This window comes from Limnobacter sp. G6BE5S, from assembly GCF_058448965.1.
In genome coordinates this window covers 293828-311968 of the sequence record NZ_JBZFLM010000006.1, presented here as the reverse complement: position 1 = coordinate 311968, position 18141 = coordinate 293828, and the positions used below count along the sequence as shown (strand labels likewise).

15 protein-coding genes are annotated in these 18141 nt (G+C 51.7%); 8 read left to right on the top strand and 7 right to left on the bottom strand.

All coding sequences use genetic code 11. The annotated features are described in order from the left end of the window. Positions 1–160: 160 nt before the first annotated feature. Positions 161–817, top strand: coding sequence for a cupin domain-containing protein (locus tag ACVL1J_RS12980; protein ID WP_341236748.1), 657 nt, complete (start codon positions 161–163; stop codon positions 815–817). A 1-nt stretch (position 818) separates the two neighbouring features. On the opposite strand, the gene ACVL1J_RS12975 is transcribed toward ACVL1J_RS12980, so the two are convergent. Further along, complete coding sequence (locus ACVL1J_RS12975) at positions 819–1478, bottom strand: GNAT family N-acetyltransferase (protein WP_159569138.1); 660 nt, start codon at positions 1476–1478, stop codon at positions 819–821. A gap of 45 nt (positions 1479–1523) precedes the next feature. On the opposite strand from ACVL1J_RS12975, the gene lipB reads away from it, so the two are divergent. Further along, positions 1524–2219 (top strand): lipoyl(octanoyl) transferase LipB, encoded by a 696-nt coding sequence (gene lipB, locus ACVL1J_RS12970; protein WP_159569137.1) that lies wholly within the window; start codon positions 1524–1526, stop codon positions 2217–2219. A gap of 39 nt (positions 2220–2258) precedes the next feature. Then, entirely contained in the window at positions 2259–3242 is a 984-nt protein-coding gene (lipA, locus tag ACVL1J_RS12965; protein WP_159569136.1) for a lipoyl synthase, read from the top strand. Positions 3243–3254: 12 nt separating this feature from the next. On the opposite strand, the gene ACVL1J_RS12960 is transcribed toward lipA, so the two are convergent. The 6 genes from ACVL1J_RS12960 to tssK form a co-directional block, all read right to left on the bottom strand. Continuing rightward, on the bottom strand, positions 3255–4262 hold the full coding sequence (locus ACVL1J_RS12960) for a putative solute-binding protein (RefSeq protein ID WP_159569135.1): 1008 nt from the start codon (positions 4260–4262) through the stop codon (positions 3255–3257). A 71-nt stretch (positions 4263–4333) separates the two neighbouring features. Beyond that, positions 4334–5935 (bottom strand): protein kinase domain-containing protein, encoded by a 1602-nt coding sequence (locus ACVL1J_RS12955; protein ID WP_341236747.1) that lies wholly within the window; start codon positions 5933–5935, stop codon positions 4334–4336. Next, positions 5932–6528, bottom strand: coding sequence for a type VI secretion system-associated protein TagF (gene tagF / locus ACVL1J_RS12950; protein ID WP_341236746.1), 597 nt, complete (start codon positions 6526–6528; stop codon positions 5932–5934). The genes ACVL1J_RS12955 and tagF overlap by 4 nt, the downstream gene beginning before the upstream one ends. Continuing rightward, positions 6525–9998, bottom strand: a complete 3474-nt coding sequence (gene tssM, locus ACVL1J_RS12945; protein WP_341236745.1) for a type VI secretion system membrane subunit TssM — start codon at positions 9996–9998, stop codon at positions 6525–6527. Before tssM ends, tagF begins: the two co-directional genes overlap by 4 nt. An 18-nt stretch (positions 9999–10016) precedes the next feature. Further along, positions 10017–11390 (bottom strand): type VI secretion system protein TssL, long form, encoded by a 1374-nt coding sequence (tssL, locus tag ACVL1J_RS12940; protein WP_341236744.1) that lies wholly within the window; start codon positions 11388–11390, stop codon positions 10017–10019. Continuing rightward, positions 11387–12751 (bottom strand): type VI secretion system baseplate subunit TssK, encoded by a 1365-nt coding sequence (tssK, locus tag ACVL1J_RS12935; RefSeq protein WP_341236743.1) that lies wholly within the window; start codon positions 12749–12751, stop codon positions 11387–11389. Before tssK ends, tssL begins: the two co-directional genes overlap by 4 nt. Positions 12752–12910: 159 nt before the next feature. On the opposite strand from tssK, the gene ACVL1J_RS12930 reads away from it, so the two are divergent. From ACVL1J_RS12930 to ACVL1J_RS12910, 5 genes are read left to right on the top strand one after another with little or no spacing between them, the layout of a single operon-like run. Continuing rightward, a complete protein-coding gene (locus ACVL1J_RS12930; protein ID WP_159569129.1) occupies positions 12911–13453 on the top strand; it encodes an OmpA family protein in 543 nt (180 codons plus the stop codon). Positions 13454–13473: 20 nt separating this feature from the next. Continuing rightward, positions 13474–15531, top strand: a complete 2058-nt coding sequence (locus tag ACVL1J_RS12925; RefSeq protein ID WP_341236742.1) for a type VI secretion system Vgr family protein — start codon at positions 13474–13476, stop codon at positions 15529–15531. A 9-nt stretch (positions 15532–15540) separates the two neighbouring features. Next, positions 15541–16017 (top strand): hypothetical protein, encoded by a 477-nt coding sequence (locus ACVL1J_RS12920; protein WP_341236741.1) that lies wholly within the window; start codon positions 15541–15543, stop codon positions 16015–16017. Further along, positions 16014–17387 (top strand): hypothetical protein, encoded by a 1374-nt coding sequence (locus tag ACVL1J_RS12915; protein ID WP_341236740.1) that lies wholly within the window; start codon positions 16014–16016, stop codon positions 17385–17387. Before ACVL1J_RS12920 ends, ACVL1J_RS12915 begins: the two co-directional genes overlap by 4 nt. After that, a complete protein-coding gene (locus ACVL1J_RS12910) occupies positions 17380–18138 on the top strand; it encodes a hypothetical protein (RefSeq protein WP_341236739.1) in 759 nt (252 codons plus the stop codon). The genes ACVL1J_RS12915 and ACVL1J_RS12910 overlap by 8 nt, the downstream gene beginning before the upstream one ends. Positions 18139–18141 lie beyond the last annotated feature (3 nt).

The window sequence follows — 18141 nt, the reverse complement described above, 5'->3', positions numbered from 1 at the left end:
AAGGGAAATACAGGTTTTCAGGCGAGAGATTGAAACCCAAGCCGATTGGGGCAGCTAACCAGCAGTTGAGTGAGCAACAACCCAAGCCGATCGGGTTAAAAAACCAGCGGCCGAACTTTGCGGTAAAATCAAACCTTTGCAGTACACAACAAGCAGCACCATGAAACTCAACGCCGATCTCTCCCAACGCGCAGTCGTCAACAGCAACGAAGTGGAATGGGTACAGTCCCCAGCCCCTGGGGTTTGGCGCAAGCCGCTGGAACGCGATGGTGATGAAGTGGCTCGCCTTACCTCGATTGTTCGTTACGACGCAGGCTGTGCGTTTCCTGAACATGAGCACGGTGGCGGCGAAGAATTCTTCGTGCTGGAAGGCACGTTCGAAGACGAGTTTGGTGCTTACCCGGCGGGCACCTTTGTAAAGAACCCGGTGGGGACCAAACACTCACCCAAGTCCACTGAAGGTTGCACCATTCTGGTCAAGCTACGCCACATGCGGCCAGAGGATCAAACCCCAGTGGTGATCAACACCAACCATGAGGAATGGCGGCAGGGCTTGGTACCGGGGTTGAAGGTAATGCCGTTGGACAGCTTCGAGACTCGCCATACTGCGCTGGTGAAGTGGGCACCCGAAACCTATTTCAATATGCATCGCCACATGGGTGGTGAAGAAATTTTTGTATTGGATGGCGTGTTTTCAGACGAGCATGGCGACTACCCGGCTGGCACGTGGTTACGTAGCCCGCATGCCAGCGCGCACACACCATTCAGCAAACCCGGTTGTACCATTCTTGTGCGCACAGGGCATTTGGTCGATTAAATTAAAACTCTTCAGCCCACTTCTTGAACTGATTCAGCGAGCCTTTGAACAGGTGGTCAATGTCGGCAAGGTGTTCATCTACAAACTCCCGCACCACCGAACTGGTGCTGGCGGGTTCCACCCGCAAGTGGGCTTCACATTGGCCGTCGGCATTGCTCACCCGCATGTTCAGCTTGTGCGCAATGCGTAGCATGGCCTCGTTGTCCATCAGGGTGTATATGAACAGCATTTCAATGCCTTCATTGCGCGCACGGCGCAAAGCCCGCTGAAACAACAAAGTTCCCAAGCCATGACCGCGCATATTGGCGTCCAGCGACAAACCCAGCTCGGCGCCTTTGGGGGCAGTGCTGTCTGCAGACGAATTCAGTTCAGCCAGGTGCACAACGCCCAGCAATACATCGTCCCGTCCGAAAATACCGAATACGGAATCGCGTTCAAAATCAAGACTGGCAGCGTACTTGGCAATTGCAGCGTCGCCCAGCGCATAACTGAAGCGCAAACGGCGATCGGTTTCGTCCAAGGCCAGCAAGTGTGCAAGAATTAACGGGCGGTGCGATTCATCCAGTTCCACAATGGGTACCTTGGACAATCCAAGAATGGAAGCAGCCCGGCGTCCGAGGACGCTGGGAATATCAAACCATTCAATGGGCTCTGACGACATGATGAACTCGATTGCAAAAATTGTGAAAATCGGAAATATGCCTACATGATCCACCAACAAGAAAGCAAGCCGCAACCCAACACCCCGCAAGTTGGAGTACCACTTCAAATTCGGGAACTGGGCTTGGTGGACTATTTGCCCACCTGGGAAGCCATGCGAAATTTCACAGACGCCCGTTCAGAACAGCTTAGCGACGAGATCTGGATTTGTGAACACCCCCCTGTATTCACTTTGGGCCTTGCAGGTGACCCTGCCCACATGTTGCAGCGCAACAACATCCCTTTGGTGAATACCGACCGCGGCGGCCAAATTACCTATCATGGCCCCGGGCAAATCGTAATTTATCCGTTGCTGGACCTTCGCCGCTTTGGCCTGAAGGTGCGCGAGTACGTCCAACTGCTTGAACAAAGCATTATTGACGCCTTGGTCGCAGTGGGTGTGGCAGATGCCCAACGCAAACCAGGTGCGCCCGGTGTGTACACATTTCACAATGGCGCGTTGGCCAAAATAGCAGCCTTGGGCATCAAGATCCGCAAGGGCTGTAGTTATCACGGCCTGTCATTGAATGTGAACATGGATTTGACACCGTTTCAGCAAATAAACCCTTGTGGTTACGCGGGTTTGGAAACAGTGGACTTGGCCACGATTGGTGTTAAAATTTCACCTTCTGAGATGCAAGTGCATCTGATGAAATACCTGATTCAACACCTTGAGGCTGCGCGATCCGCGGTGTCAAAGTAAACAAACGGCCAATTCACCCTATGGCCAGGGAGCAAAAACGTGTCCGAGATCAATGAAAAGTCAGCCGTTGCCAAAGAACTGAGCGCGGTGAGCGATCCGACCGTCAAACAGAAAGCAGCCGCGAAAACAGCCCGCATTCCCATCAAAATTGTGCCGGTGGAGCAGCTGAAAAAGCCCAGCTGGATTCGTGTAAAAGCAGGCTCGCCTTCCACCCGTTTCTACGAAATCAAGGAAATTCTGCGCGAGCACAAGTTGCACACTGTGTGCGAAGAAGCGTCTTGCCCCAACATCGGTGAATGTTTTGGCAAAGGCACCGCCACCTTCATGATCATGGGCGACAAGTGCACCCGCCGTTGCCCCTTCTGCGACGTGGGCCATGGCCGCCCCGACCCACTGGATGAAAACGAACCCCTGAATTTGGCGAAAACCATTGCCGCATTGCGCCTGAACTACGTGGTCATTACCAGCGTAGACCGCGACGACCTGCGCGACGGTGGCGCCGGCCATTTTGTGGCCTGTATTGAAAAAACCCGTGAACTGTCGCCCAACACCAAAATTGAAATTCTGGTGCCTGATTTCCGTGGTCGCCTGGACCGTGCGCTTGGCATTCTCAATGCCGCCCCGCCCGACGTGATGAACCACAACCTGGAAACCACCGAGCGCCTGTACAAGGAAGCCCGCCCCGGTTCGGACTACAAACATTCGTTAAAGCTTTTGCAAGACTTCAAAAAAGCCCACCCCGACACGCCCACCAAAAGCGGCATCATGGTTGGGCTTGGTGAAACCGACGAAGAAATTCTGCAAGTGATGCGCGACATGCGCGAACACCAAGTGGACATGATCACGATTGGCCAGTATCTGGCCCCCTCGGGCCACCACCTGCCTGTGCGCAGGTACGTGCACCCCGATGTGTTTAAAATGTTTGAAGAAAAAGCCTATGAAATGGGCTTCACCCACGCAGCGGTGGGTGCCATGGTGCGCAGTTCATACCATGCCGATGAACAGGCGCATGGTTTGGTGTAAAGCACAGCGGGATTAAAGTTCCCGCTTGTCTGCACACTCGCCCAGGCTGCCATCCAGCCGGCAACGAATTCGCTTCAGAATCTTCATCATTTCGGGGTCATAAAACCCGTCTGCCGTCATTTGAATTCTGGATTCACGCATCAGCACATCGTACTTGGCACGGTCAGTCTCGGGAATGTCCAGCCAGGCGGCAGCGGGCACTGCTTTCTCAGAAGTGTCTACCAATGCAATGGCGCGCTCAAACTGTTTTTGAACCCATTCACGAGATTTTTGCCCATATCCTTCTGGAAACTTGTCTTTGCGAATCAAAATATTGGCGGTTAGCTGCACCAATGGAAAACGGTAAATGCCGCCCTTGCTGCCAATGCCTTTGTACAACTCCAACGGTTGATAGGCAATTGCGGGCGCGGCAATAATGTCCACCTGGCCATTGTTGAACTTGGTGCCGAAGTTGATCACCTCGCTGGCAACCGGTTGTGCACCCAATTGCTGCACCATTTTTGCTTGCGACTTGTCGTAGTCCAGTACCGCAATTTTTTTACCCGCCGCTTTTTCTACTGAATTAATTGCCCTGTCGTTCACCATCACATACGCGGCACCAATTGGCAAAATACCGGCCACTTCAAAAAGGCCCGAGGTCATTTTGTCATTCAGTTTCGGATTGCTTAACAGGTCGATCACGGTGCGCAAGTGCTTGTAGGTGGGTACCGCACCGATTGAATCTACACTGCCCACAAACTTGTTGAACTGGCGCCCACGCAAGGTGGAAATTGCGGCAGCATCGCATTTGCCGGTTTTGAAATCTTCGGCAGCCAGGCGTTCATCGACATACGCTTCCAGCTCAATGTTTACCCCCCATGCTTTGGCGGCGATTGCGTAATCTTTTGCCTGTGCAAAGGCAGGCCCACTGCGACCAGCAATATCAAAAATACACATTTTGGTGCTTTCTGCATGGGCCTGGAAGGGGGCGGCCAGGCTGGCGCCCAGCAATACGAGTGCTGCAGCTTTGATGGTGTTCATTTCGTCTCCAGTAGTTTTGGGCTTTTTTTGTAATATTTCAGCCCCTTGATTTTTTTTATTCTACAGAATAATTAATCCACTTCGTCCACCGAGAACCAGGCGGCCGCCAGTCCGTCGCCGCAAGCTGTTGTTGTGCAGGTGGTCACGCCCTCCAGCGGTGCGCTGTTTTCCTGAATCAATCCAAATCCGTAATGGTCAGTCATGTTCAGTTGTGAGTAATCACGCGGGTCTTCTGTGACGATGACCAGAAATTGGTTGCTGCCGGCGGGTCCCGTTGCCTGTATGGGTTCATTGCCAGGAGGCAGCAGTATTTTTTCATTCGCCTTGATCGTGACCTGGGGCACGCGAACATTGGGTAGCAACTGAATGACTGATTGATCAGATGACAGCACATACACGGCCACATATCCGTTCAATGGCGATTGAACCTGAAACCTCAACAAGTCCTCACCGATTTTCAGTACAGGATTGTCCATGTGAATACTCAAGGCGCTCTCCGCTTTGGCGAGTACCTTTTGAAATACAGGGGCAATCGGGTTGTCAGGTATTTCGGGTTCAGCTTGCATTGCAATTACTGTGGGTTTTGCAACAACGTCTTCAGGCGTATTGCTCGTTGTGACGCCAAGCAAGGCGATACCCGCAAACGCCACCGCAAACAATGCTGCGGATACAACCCCCATTGTTAAACGTTTTGTAGTTCGGGATGAAGTTAAAACGTGCGGCAAGTTCGCGCTCGGTTTTGGCTGCAGGGCGTTGCGAAAATCGGCCATGCTGGCAGTTCTGTCATGCACCTGTACACGCAAGGCATGGTCAATGGCTTGTTTGATTTCTGCATTGAACTGCAATTCAACCCGGGTTTCTAGCGGCACGTAAGTGTCATTGACCAATCGACTGACCGATGAAGGAGGTGTTTTGCCAGTGATCAAATAATGTGCAACAGCGGCCAGTGCATACACGTCAGTCCAGGGACCTTGCTTCATGGTGGGCACCTCGGCATATTGTTCTATGGGTGCGTAGCTCGCTTTCAATATCACTGTAAATGGTTGCGAGACACTGCCAATTGCTCTGCGTGCGGCACCAAAATCAAGAAGAATGGGAAGCCCGGTGCCTTCCTGAATAATGATATTTTCGGGTGAAATATCACGGTGATAGCACTGCTGCGCATGCATGCATTCCAGGGCCTCGGTCAATGCCACAAGCCAATTCAGCAGCAGGTCATTCGAAATGGGTTCGGCGTGTTGGGCTGCATACTGCTTCAGTGTTATGCCCTGATACAAGGGCATGACCATGTAAGCGGTGCCCTGCATTTCCCAGAATCGGTATACCTTGACAAGTGCTGCATGGTCGAACTGGACCAACAAACGCGCTTCATTCACAAAGCTGCTCAAGCCCGATTCGTAGGTGCCGCGGTGTCGCTCCTCCCTTACTTTCACAGTACCTCTTGGTGTTCGTACGGCGAGTGCACTTGGGAAGTATTCTTTGAGCGCAACCAGCCGCTCGAGCATGGGGTCCCAGGCTTTGTAAACAATGCCAAATCCACCAATTCCGATGACATCGCGAATTTCAAGTCCCTCAATTTGTGTGCCGTGCGTAAGCGTGTCAGGACTGCCGGGCTTGTCGAGATGGCCTGAATCGGTGGGCGCAGGCTGAATCACGGTAATGTCTGCTGTCATGGCGCTGTATTCAAACCAAACAGCGTTTCAAAGGCACTGATGTCGGGCAGTCCTTGGTATCGTGTCAACCATTGGACCGAACCCGAGAATTCAAGCCGATACCAATGGCTGTCAGTATCTTCGGTGGTCAAGGCGTGTGTACTTTGCAGTTCGGGCAGAAGATCAAGCGCATCGCCGAACCGTTTCAATGTCCACTCTTCATCCAGCGCGCTGGCGCATAGTGTGTGCGCCTGTAAAAACCAACTTGCCAATTCTTCGTGATTCGGGCGCGTTGTTAAAGCCCTGTCCAGTTGCTCCATGAGTACAAAAGGAAACGCGCGGCCCGCTTTGTCCACAGAGGGCATGATCACACCGACTGCACTTTGACCGCTCAGGGCTGGCAGGGCTTTTCCCCCCAACAGAAAACCGTGCATTGGGGCCTGATAGTATGCGTTTGTCCAGGCAGCGCCATGTTTTTCGTGACCATTTTGCATGGCTGCGCTTAGCCAAAGATCCAAAGCGTTAAGCAGGGGCTCAGACATGTTGTTACTACAAAAATCGCCGACACAAGGCAGTTTGCCAAACCAGGACACCGCGCGTTTTTCCCGTTTCATAAATTCCCCGGACATCTAAACTGCCGAAGTTCACTTAAGCGAAGTGGATTGAATGCCGAATTGGCCAACACCTCAAAATCAAACTGTTTGCCTTCAAGTACAAAGCGTGCCCTGAACTTTTCCGGGCGCTCCGTGTTCTCGATTTGCGCGGCATCAAACATTCGAAACAAGGCCCAGGGGCCGTTGTAAGTTTTGTGTGCACCCTCGGATGCCCGGATGCGCAAAGTGCTCGAAGGGGCCTGCCCACCCCATTGAATGCGGTGACTAGGTTGAAACTGTTTAGAAAACATTTTCAACTCCCCATTGGTTTCAAGATAAAAAACATCGCTCGGGTGGCTTGATTGCACCAAGCGCATTTCCACATCAAATTTCGCCACTGCAGAATTGCCTGAGAAAAATACGTCGCGAATTCTTGCGGCACGCTGAAATTGAATCAGCGACGGGTTGTTCGGTGCTTGCGATCCGTCACCGAGCGGTTTCAGTTTCCAGCTCGGCCCGCCGGTATCCACCACCTGGCTTAGGCGGCTCATGAAAAACTGATCCATCAATCCATTCGGTGCAAAAAAACGGGCAAAGTCATCGCTTAGTACATCCAGACCCGATCCGGGGTGAATGGGGTAGCGATTGGACACAGTTCGCCGACAAATTTCCTGCAGTGGCCGCAGGTCAGCGCTTAGATTGGCTCGCTCGGCTGCACGGCCCTGCGCACTGCCTTGCCCCGCCAATTGCCCGACAATGGCGCGAACTGGTTCTGGTAAAACCCCGGCACCCACCAGCAATGAATCCATGGAAGCCGCAGGTGGTGGCGCAGACTTGCTTTTTTTTGCACTGGCAATGGCCGCCAGTTGTGCGTAAAGATCATTCAACAAGCCAGACACCTGGTTGTATGCAGGTGGATTGCCTTCAAATAGGTTGTTGATGTCGCTGAAGTAATCGTCGACCTGTTGCTCGAGCGGCGCCTCAAAGTCTGTGGCTTTAAAATCGGAACCTGCCAAAAGCGCCGCGCTTGGGGACAAGGTTTGTTGGGCTTTCTGGTTTGTGAGCGTCTCAAGTTTCTCGCCGGTTTTCACCAGTCCACCTGCAAGCCGGGTATTTTCCGAAACCTCTTCAAGGAATTTTTTCAAGGGAGATTGAGGCGAGGCCAGAACCCGCGCAAGATCAACCGCTTGTTCAAACTGGGCGGGTCGCTGAATCTGGACATCTTTCAGATAGCTGTCCCAAATACGGATGTAATCGCGAATGTACAAACCGCGAACCTGACTCAGAAGTTCGGATATTTGAGTTGCCTTGACTGAGCTGCTTGTTCTACTTTCTCCCATCACCCAGCTGGATTCCTGTGTCAGGCGATTCGCTTGATCTGGCAACTGTTTTAGAAAGTACTTGATGTAGGTGTCACGTGTGTAGATCGCATCAATTCCCTGGCTTAAGGATTGACCACTGGGCCGCGTAAATATCGCAGCTGAACTTGCGCCCACCGCACCGATCAAATTAAAGCCGCCATTCGGTTCTGGTCTGTAAAATCGAACCATGCGCTTGTACAGCCTGTCATCCAGAGCCTGAGCGCCAATCACTTGTCGTGCGGTTTCAATCAGCTCATCGTCTTTCTCAGGCAAACCACCTGGTGCCCCCAGGGCAATTGCTGCCTGCAGGTGTTGTATGGCGGCGTCTTGCAGCGGCGGCGCATAGCTGGCCAGAACATTCTGCTGCCAGTCAAACACCACCCAGCTCGCCAGCGCCTGCGCATCATAATGTGTGGGTGAATGAATCATGACATACGCTTTCAATGACTCGTAGGCCAGTTCCATGTCTTGGTTCAGGGCCGTACGTAACCTGTCCTCCAAACGCTTTGCAATCCTTGGCATCAACGCTGTTTCAAGCGCTTTGTGATAGGCCAATTGTTCGGCTTGGCGCAATTTGTCGTCCTGGTTTAATCCAAGATGGTGTGTAAAACCCGCTGGGCTGGGTTGAGCAATATCTTGCAGCCGGCTAAGCGTCGAGAACAGGGGTTGCAAAGAGGCCTGCGACTCGGTCTGCAAGGTAGACGCCTGCCCGGACACTGCACGGCTTGTCTGCAAGGTTTGGTCAAGCGTTGTGCTGTTGTTGCTGTAGCTAATCCACCAGCCAAGCAACAACAAAGACAGCAGGGCCGCCGAGCCACCTAACAGGCCGATGTAAATTGCGCGTTCAAACAGTGCCGTTTTTTTAACGTACCCGGCCAAATGCTGTTCTTGAAAAACAACTTTGGCCAACAATTCACGAATGAAAAAACTTTTACCCTGCTTGCCTGTGGGCGTTTCCAGTGCTTTATTCGGGGCAATGCCCAGTGCAATTCGATCAAATACATTGCCTTCCTGAGTGCCGCTGCTCAGATAAACTCCACGCAGCACAACGGGTTGCTCAAATGGACTGTCTGATTGCAGTGCCTGCTGTAGAAGACCTTCAATAGCGGGCTTCAGTTGGGCAAAGGCCAGTGGAAATTCAAACAGTTTGATGCGTTTGTTTTCTTGCTCCTCTTCCTCAAGTCGTTGGTTAAGTTGCTCGCCCAGGTGCTCAACCATGTGGCTTAACGCATTGGGTAGCGTCTGTTTCAGCGTTGTGTCCAAAGCATTGGGGTGATCAAAATTGACTCCCCAGGCCTTGGCTCGATCAACTTCGGCGAGTCGCCCAAAGGTTTCACGAAAACCGGTCAGCAAGTCGAGTTTGGTGATCAACACATACACCGGCGGACACATGCCCAGCGCACGGATCATTTCCTGAAGGCGCAGGGAAATCTTGGTGGCTGTGTCTTTTTGCTTTGATTCACTGTCCAGTAATTCTTGAACGCTGATCGTGAGCAATACGCCGTTGAGTGGTTGCTTGGGGCGATGTTTCTTGAGCAGGTTCAGAAACGAATTCCATCCTGCCGAGTCGGTGTTGTGGTCTGAATCCTGTGTGGTGAAGCGGCCGGCTGTGTCGATCAGGACCGCTTGATCCGTAAACCACCAGTCGCAATTTCGGGTTCCCCCCACACCCTTGATCGCATCTTTTCCCAAGGGGTCTTGCAGCGGAAAACGCAGACCTGCATTTTTCAGGGCAGTGGTTTTGCCGCTGCCAGGCGGACCAATCATGACATACCAGGGAAGTTGGTATAAACCTGGTTTGCTTTGATACCAGGCCTTTCGGGATTGATGCTGCTTGAGCATGTGCACCGCCTGGTTGAAGATATCCTGAAGCTTCGCAGTTTGTGCAAAAGCCTGTTCATCCTGGCGGGTCAGTCCCGCTTTCAATGCCTGCTCAGCTGTGCGAACTTTCCACCAGCGCCAGGTCAGTGGAATAAAAACAAGCAGCCCGACAATCAAAATCAACAGGGCTTGGGCCCACCATTTTTCAAACGGTTTTATTTCGCCAATCGCAATGATGGGACCCACCAGCCAAATGAATACAGCAAACCCTGAAAACGCCAAAAGGCTTAAAGCAAATCTCAAAAACATAGTGAACTCGAAGGTGTTTTATTGGGCATGAAGCAGGGTAATTTCGACACGACGATTCAAGGCTCGACCTTCGGACGTGTCATTGGGTGCAATCGGGTTGGCTGCACCCGCTCCTTCCGTGGCAATGGCCACATTGGGCAAATGAATGGCGATCCGTTGGCCCACGTGGTCGGCCCGTGCTGCGGACAGTTGCCAGTTCGATGGGAAACGGATTGATCGAATCGGCTGATTGTCGGTGTATCCCGTTACCGTGATTTGACCGGGGTGCTGCGCCAGTTCCCGCGCAACTTTGTCGACCAATGGCAAGGCATCGGGTGAAAGTTCAGCGCTACCCGAGCTGAACAGGCCATCACCCACCAACACGACAGTGGACCTGTTGCCCGATTGTTTCAAGGTGAGTTGGCCGCCAATAATTTCCTGTTGTAGCTGGCTCGGTAATTCAAGCCCAACAGCAGGCGGCAATGGTTGAACTTGTGATTTTGTGAACTCAGGTTGTGGAAAAGAAATGGCGGCGATTTCATTGAAAACCGTATCGGACTGCGTGTTCATATCGAAGTAAAGGCCAACAAAGAAGATTGCGCCGATTAAACACATTGCACTCATGGGCAACCAGAGCGGAATCTGTAAAAATCGATGGTTTGGGCTGGGTGCTTTTGACTGCCAAAGATCAGGATGCAAGCCGCGAGTCCCCGTATTCAAGTTCAACGAAACAAGCTGAAATAGCCTGGAGCGCAATTGGTTCAGGGCAGACTCGCCGCCTGGTTCGACTTTGTATTTTCCTTGAAGCCCGAGACTGAGAACAACTGCCATCAAACCAAGCAGGTCACGGTTGTCTGTTGGGTTTTGCATCATTTTCTGGATCAGTGCAAATACTTTTTCGCCGCCCCAGGTCTCACTGAAAAACTGATGCAGCAAACTGTGGCTGGCCCATTGCCCGGCGCCACCCCAGGGTGTGTTCGCAGCGCGCTCATCCATGTAGGTACACAACAAATAGCGCACTGAAAGCCTTTCAGCCTGCGGTCGCTGAAGTAATTCCAAAGAGCGGTCAAGTTCTAGCAGGCCTGCCGACAAGGTTGTGGAAAGTAACTTGGGGGAAGGCAGGTCAGCCATCTCAGCGACGGTGCACATCAGGCGAAGCAAATGCGAAGTCTGAATCAACAGAATGTTCTTGCTCGCCGGCGGGCAGTTTTTCAACTGACTGAGCAGCTGATTCAGTTGACTCTGTGCAGCCTGTGGTGAATCTTGACCCATGGGTTTCGATTGGGACACTGGGCCGAGAATGTTGTCAATCGAGTCAATCGCGTGGGTATTTGTTTTACCCGTTTTACCCAGCCGGGGTTTAATAATGGTGCGCTCGCCACTCAAGGCTGAAAAGGGGTCAAGTGGATTCAAAGCAAGCGCTCCTGTTCGCGTCTAACAGCCCACAGTTCCATTCTTAGCTCTGGCAAATCTCCCGCGTAGTGAATCGCCAAATGCCCGGTTTGATCCAGTATTTTCCAAAGTACCTCGGCGCGGGTTTCCAGTTGAAAGTAAAGATGGTCTGCATAGTAGGGCAAGGCTGGCGGGTTTTGCTGAACGGGCTTCAAGCGGATTCCTGGCAAATTCAAATTGACAAGATCGCGCAGTTTCTCAGCTGGGCCAATTTTCACGGTGCTTGGGAATTGACGCTGTACGAGTTCTTCCGGCGCAAGTGCATGCACTGTCAAATAGAAATGGGCATCGGTGAGCAAGGTGCGGTCTGTAATTTGTGCCAGGTGTACGCCGCTTTGTTTTAGGTTAAGTGGAATTTGAACGGCGTGTTGGTCATGCATGGATGCCAAAGCATTTCTGATGGCGGCCAGCACTGGGGAGAAAGCGGTACGAAGGTTGTCATGGTCGTAGGCGGGGCTAAAGTCAGCGGCAGAGTCGTCACCATACAAGGTTACGGAACCCAGGCATTCAAGCAGTCGAATATAGGCAGACTCTGGGTGTAGCCTGTGGCTGGTCAGCAAATGCAAAAAAACCAAACGGTGTTCAATGCAACTTTGTAGCAGCAGAAAATCGCCAATTTCCGAACTGTTGTGGCTACCCTTGCGCACACGCCGTTGTCGAAGCTGATCAATTTTGCTTTGGAGCAAACTGACCACTGTTTCCAGCGTACGACGAATATTGCTGTTCTGAATGCCGCACAAACAGGGTTCTATAAATGTTTCGTCGACTTGCTGCATGCCGTGTTTGGTCTCGCGCAGTTCACAGATTTGCAGACCAACCACGCCGTCTCGGATCTGTTGCCCAGCGCTTAGAAACATATTGAGTTGTCCCACTTCAATGGTCTGTGCTTCCAGCTCGTGGTCATAAATACTGAGGATTTCCGCGCCTTGAGCCACATATCGTGTGTCTGGCTGAACACCGGTTTCGGGATTCTCGGCACACCAAGCCACATGTTGAGCCTGCCAATGCGGTCGGGCCAATGTCAAAAAAACCTTGTTGTCTTTCACGTTGCTTGAAAGGTCCAGGCATGCCGGAGCCGGGTCTTGATCGGGAATGGAAAAGTAACTTCCATCCGGAAAATAGCCCGATGCTTTCAAGATCGAAATTTTTCCGGCCAACAGCAAGTCTTGATCCAGTTTCAATTCATGAAAACCATGGCAGTGCGCATTGAAGTGAGCGGTCCTTATATGGACCTCGTGCTCGAAATGTCGTTCTTGTTGCTGGAAATGTTGGGGCTGAAGGAAAAGGCCCTCACTCCAGATGACGCGGTTGTTTTTAGTCATAACGGGGGATGAGTTTCACTCTCTGCTGATGGGGATGTATCACTCTTTGAGCGACTTTTTTCAAAAGGAATAGACTCGACGCCCAAGTCGCGAAAAATCCTAACACGAGATTTTTTAAGGTGATTTTTTTACCAATCTCCTACCTATTTCGGAGTAGCTATGTTTGATAAATCCATTCTGAAGTGTTCATTGGCAGTGCCGTTTTTCTTCAGCATGCTTTCACCTGGCCATGCAGAGTCCTTGGTGGTTGATCTGGCCGGTACAGTTCCCGCAGTCGAACAGGTCAAAGAGGGTTTGTTTCCCGAAGAGGCTTGCGAGGAATTGCGCAAGAACGGTTTCAAGTGCATGGGCTTCAAGCCCGCGGTGCGCTTCTCGATTCCGAATGCCCACTTTCAGTTGGGTTCCGCAGAGCTGCCGGTCGATTTAAAAAAGCAGCTCGATGTCTTTGCGAAGGTCTTGAGCAATCGACCCGCCGACTCAGCCCCGGTGCTGGTGACTGGCCATGCGGATGCAAGTGGCAACGAACCTTTGAATCAGGCACTTTCAGCCGATCGGGCCAAAGCGGTCAAAAGCTATTTGATCCAGAAAGGGGTCTCGCCAGCCTTGTTGCGCATTGAAGGCAAGGGTGCCGAGAAACTGGCAGATGTGAACAATCCATTTGCGCCGGCCAACCGCCGGGTTGAAATCAGCCGTTTGCCCTGATAACACAATCACCTCATCACATGAACAGACTGATCACCATGAGCGGCGCAGTGCCGCTGGAAGAACTGCACTTCAGATCGGCTCGCCTTCTGGAGTCCTTGTCGGAAAACAGCACTGGCACCGTCTATCTTGAATCGGATGTCGCCACCTTGAATGCCGATGATTTCCTCGGAAAGAATCTTTGCCTGGGTTTTGAGACTCGGGAGCAACAAAAGCGCTACTTCGATGGTGTGGTCGTGGAAATGGAGCAAACCTCCATGGCGATCAGTGGGCGCTGTTCTTATCGTGTTGAGTTGAAATCATGGTCCTGGTTGTTGAGTAAAAATCAGGAGTTTCGTGTTTATCAGCACAAAAGTATTCCCGATATCGTGGCCGAGGTCATTGGTCGGCACGCCCATTCGTCCGTGCGTTTTTCTGATCGCACACTGGGAGCCAAGCGTGTGTGGGAATACGTTGTGCAGTTTGGCGAAAGTGACCTGAATTTCATTCGGCGCGTGCTTGAACAAGAAGGCGTTTATTTTTATTTCGAGCATGCCGAGAATCAGCACACCTTGGTGCTGGTGGATTCCGGTACAAGCCATGCACCTTACCCCGGTTACGAATCGCTTAATTACAATCCGGGTTCTTTGGGCGGGCGATTGAGTCCAGAAGAAGTCATTTCCAGCTTGTCGTTGAAAAAATCGATTGAGCCCCCCAGGCACGCACAGTCGGATTACAACTTCAAAACGCCTTCCACGTCTTTGCTGGTCAATTCGCAAGGCAAGTCAGAATCCTATAACTCGGCTTTTGAAGTGTTTGAGTATCCAGGGGAATACAATGACGAAGGCGAGGGGACTCACTACAGCAAACTGCGACACCAAGAGGCCCAGGCGCGTCAACAAATTTTCAGTGGCAGCACAACAGCACGCGGTGTCAGCACAGGTTGCCTGCTAACGTCGGTGTGCAAAGACAATCCAGCATTCTCCAATAGCTTGTTGATTGTCAGTACCCATTTGGCAATTTACGAAGCCGAACCTGAGGCCAATGGCGGAGCACAGTCCGATTTTGACTGCCAGTTTGAAGCCATTGAATCGGTTCAACCATACCGACCAGAGCGCAAATCCAGAAAGCCGCATGTGAAAGGCCCCTTGCCTGCTTTGGTGGTTGGGCCTGAAGGGCGTGAAATTCACACTGATGAATTTGGACGCGTGAAAGTGCAGTTCTACTGGGATCGTTACGGCAAGCGCAATCAGGACAGTTCATGTTGGGTTCGTGTTGCAACACCGGCTGCTGGAAAAGGTTGGGGATTTATTGCCATTCCACGCATTGGGCAAGAGGTTGTCGTGTCCTTTGAAGACGGCGATCCCGATCGCCCCTTGATTACAGGGGTTGTCTACAACGCTGAGCAAACGGTTCCCTATTCCTTGCCCGATCACAAAACAGTGTCAGGTTGGCGCACCCAATCTACTGAGAAGGGTGCTCCCTCCAATTTCAATGAGCTTCGATTCGAAGACAAACTTGGCAGTGAATATGTGTGGTTTCAAGCAGAAAAAGATTATCTCAGCTTGATCAAAAACAACAGCAATACAGAAATTGGCGGCAATTCAAACAGCCTTGTACACGGCAACCTGATTGAAGAAATCAAGGCAGATGTATCTCGTACCGTGTTGGGTCAGGTCAGTCAGCAAATCGAGAAAGCCTTGCACCTCACCGTGAACGACGATCTTCTCGCCACTGTACAAGGATTGCTGGGTCTGATTAATCAGGGGCAAATTGCAGTCAGCACCACGGGCCAACTGTCCATCAAGTCTGGAGGAAGCACCGAGCTCGATGCCAGTGGAAATTTGAGCTTGAGTACTGCAGCACAAGGGAATCTAAAAGCCGGTGCCAGTCTGAAGCTTACCGCTGGTTCCAGTCTTTCACTCAATGTGGGTGGCTCCTCATTGTCGATTTCAGCCGCCGGAATCACGATGAGCGGACCCTCCATTTCAGTCAATTCAGGCGGTGGGGGCTCGGGTGCTGCCAGCGCCTCGCCTGCGCCGCCCGAGCAAGCTCAGGCTCCTTCCGTGGTTGAGCCACCGCTTGATCCGATTTCCTGATTGCACATCATGTTGAGCGTCTTTGGTGTGGCCCCAAGCGATCTGATTTCATCCGGAAAAGTTGTGGCTGAATTCCCGTCGTTCTCTGGGCAAACAGCGGGGGGCGTTGTCCCGGTAGACTGCCCAACGGGAGTTCTCGAGCTCTCGAGTTCGGCTGGGAAGTCTTCCGAGCATTGGCCATGGAAGCCGACAAACCGTGGCTATGTTGTTTTGCTCAACGAACAGCCTGGCAGCGCACTGAAAAATCAACTGAGAAAGATTCGTTATCTTCAAGATGAGTTTGGACAGAACCGAGTGTGGCCTTGGTTTGACCCACGTTATCTCAAGCTGGCACTGAACTCGCTTGAAGGTTCAGAGCTAAGTTTCATGTTTGGTCCGATTCAGGCTTTCGGATTCGTAGCCAATGACAACGCGGACAATATTCACGCGATTGAATTGTATCAATTGGGTCTGGATGGTTTGCTTGTCAAAAAGGTTGCGGCATGATCACCCTGGACCTCAAGGAACGTTTCTCCGAGTTGGCGCGAGCAGATCACCTTCTGCGAGTTTCAGCGACCCTGACGGATCTGGACATCAGTCATGGCTATAGTCAACAGACTGATTTTAATACGCGGCTTGTCGCTTGTATTTCAGCGTTGGCAGACCAGGGGCTACACGGTGCCGCCGAGCAAACACAAGCGCTTTATTGCGTGCTCACTGAAGCATGTTGCATGACCACATTGCTAAAGACCCTACAAATGAATAATTCGTTTGATGTGTGTTTGAAGCAGTGTGTTGAGCAGTCTCCTGATTCACAGAATCTGCAGCAAAATCTGGATCGGATACAACAAATTTTTGCGGGTCTGGGCCGGTTTGATGAGATCTGGCTTGCGCCATTGAACAGCACCGTGAGTTTGCCTGCCGCGGTGAATTCGAAGGCCGATCCAAGTCTTCTGTATTTGGCTTGTACTCACGACGGAATTTTGAATTCAGATCATTTGCCTCCTTTTTCCGAGGACATTAATCACTTGTGCACAGAGTCGGGTTTCCGGCACAAGGTATCTGGAAAATTCACACCGTCGGCATTGATTCAACAAGTGTGCCTTCAGGCGTTGCCCCGCTGCGAAACCGCACTTAGCCTCCAAGCTGTTGTTGCTCAATGCAGTTTTGGTGAAATGCGCCACAACAAGTTCACAGTTGCGCACCATGTCGCTTTGCTGGATGCAAGGCAGCTGCAGTTCAAGTTCGATCGCAGGCCACTTGAATGCCCGACGAGCGATAAGCAAGCTCTTCAGTCCACTTGGCAATCTCAGCGTTCTCTCAGTGAAGCGCAGGTGTTGGTACAAAAGTCTTTGCTTGATTTCGCCATGCAACTGACTGCCGCATGGGAGAAGGTGGGGCACAAGTTTCAGTTCAAAGTACAAGGCAACGCGTCAGTGGAAATTCAGGCAGATGCAATTCAATGGCATGCAAGTCTTGTGCACAAGGGCGTGCGCATGTACCTCACTGTGCAACCCGAGCAGAACTCGCAAACGCAATGGTGTTTGTCCCATGCGTGGGACGAGGGGCAACTGCCCTTCGGGGAACCGTTTCTAATCCGTGAGCACACTGTGCCTGTGGTGGTGAACTGCACCGCACCATTGGCGGTTGGTCAGGCTGTATTGAGTACGCCCCCCGGTGTGGCTGGATACCTGACTATTCGCTTGCAGGGTCACGTAAATGCCGATACGCACTGCTTAGATCTTGAATTGAGTTTGAGTCATTCAGAGTTGCAGTATCACTGGCAATTTGCGGACGCCTTGCTGGGAAGGTCCTTCGGTTCATCGACATTGCTCACTCAAGCGCACATCGCAAGCTGGAATGTAACGCATGGATAAAACCTTGTTGATACGCGCGTGCGTGACCGGCTCAGATGCGCTGCTGTGCCTCAATGGCATGGTCTTGTGCAAATTGATTTCAGGGCAAGAAATGCGTTTGCCGGTGCATGAGTTTATTCAGTCTGGTGAAAACCGGATTCAAGTGGTTTTGGTGGGAAGCGTACTGAATGACACCCACAGTCGTGTGTGCGTCGAGTTACAGAAAGACAGGGGTGCCGATGTACTTGTTCAGCCTCAGGTGTTGTATGAATTTGAAGAATCGCTGTTACGTGGAGAACGTTTGGAGAAAAACCGACTGATCGATGTTTGTGTTGATCTGCCCGTGTCCTTTCCGAAATGGCGTTACCTGGACGTGATGCAGGCAAGCAGCGATGGTCAGGATCTGCAAAAAATCCAAGACTTCATTCTCCAGCTCTTGCGTCTGATGCAAGAGAGGAAAACTACCCTTTTGCTGCCTTTCTTCTCAGTCAGAAACAGGGAGATCGCCATTGCATACGGTTTGGATGCGCAGCAGGTTCATCATGATTTTCAACAGCACCTTCGGCGCATCACCACACATGGAATTTTCCCGGACTGCGTATGGGATTCTCAATCGTGGTGTTTGCTTCCGGTTCGTCGAGCTGCAGTGTATGCCTTGCTCAACAATCAGCATCAGCCGCTCTTTCAACTTCAATTTGACGATGACGGCACCGCACTTCAAATTCCCATGCATGTGGGCGTTTTGGGCGGTGAGGTTTTTGTACTGCGATAGGGC

What these genes read in the sequence shown, in the direction of transcription:
- ACVL1J_RS12980 (WP_341236748.1), top strand. Translation starts at nt 161, where the DNA reads ATGAAACTCAACGCCGATCTCTCCCAACGCGCAGTCGTCAACAGCAAC.
- ACVL1J_RS12975 (WP_159569138.1), bottom strand. Translation starts at nt 1,478, where the DNA reads ATGTCGTCAGAGCCCATTGAATGGTTTGATATTCCCAGCGTCCTCGGA.
- lipB (WP_159569137.1), top strand. Translation starts at nt 1,524, where the DNA reads ATGATCCACCAACAAGAAAGCAAGCCGCAACCCAACACCCCGCAAGTT.
- ACVL1J_RS12960 (WP_159569135.1), bottom strand. Translation starts at nt 4,262, where the DNA reads ATGAACACCATCAAAGCTGCAGCACTCGTATTGCTGGGCGCCAGCCTG.
- ACVL1J_RS12955 (WP_341236747.1), bottom strand. Translation starts at nt 5,935, where the DNA reads ATGACAGCAGACATTACCGTGATTCAGCCTGCGCCCACCGATTCAGGC.
- tagF (WP_341236746.1), bottom strand. Translation starts at nt 6,528, where the DNA reads ATGAAACGGGAAAAACGCGCGGTGTCCTGGTTTGGCAAACTGCCTTGT.
- tssM (WP_341236745.1), bottom strand. Translation starts at nt 9,998, where the DNA reads ATGTTTTTGAGATTTGCTTTAAGCCTTTTGGCGTTTTCAGGGTTTGCT.
- tssK (WP_341236743.1), bottom strand. Translation starts at nt 12,751, where the DNA reads ATGACTAAAAACAACCGCGTCATCTGGAGTGAGGGCCTTTTCCTTCAG.
- ACVL1J_RS12930 (WP_159569129.1), top strand. Translation starts at nt 12,911, where the DNA reads ATGTTTGATAAATCCATTCTGAAGTGTTCATTGGCAGTGCCGTTTTTC.
- ACVL1J_RS12925 (WP_341236742.1), top strand. Translation starts at nt 13,474, where the DNA reads ATGAACAGACTGATCACCATGAGCGGCGCAGTGCCGCTGGAAGAACTG.
- ACVL1J_RS12920 (WP_341236741.1), top strand. Translation starts at nt 15,541, where the DNA reads ATGTTGAGCGTCTTTGGTGTGGCCCCAAGCGATCTGATTTCATCCGGA.
- ACVL1J_RS12915 (WP_341236740.1), top strand. Translation starts at nt 16,014, where the DNA reads ATGATCACCCTGGACCTCAAGGAACGTTTCTCCGAGTTGGCGCGAGCA.
- ACVL1J_RS12910 (WP_341236739.1), top strand. Translation starts at nt 17,380, where the DNA reads ATGGATAAAACCTTGTTGATACGCGCGTGCGTGACCGGCTCAGATGCG.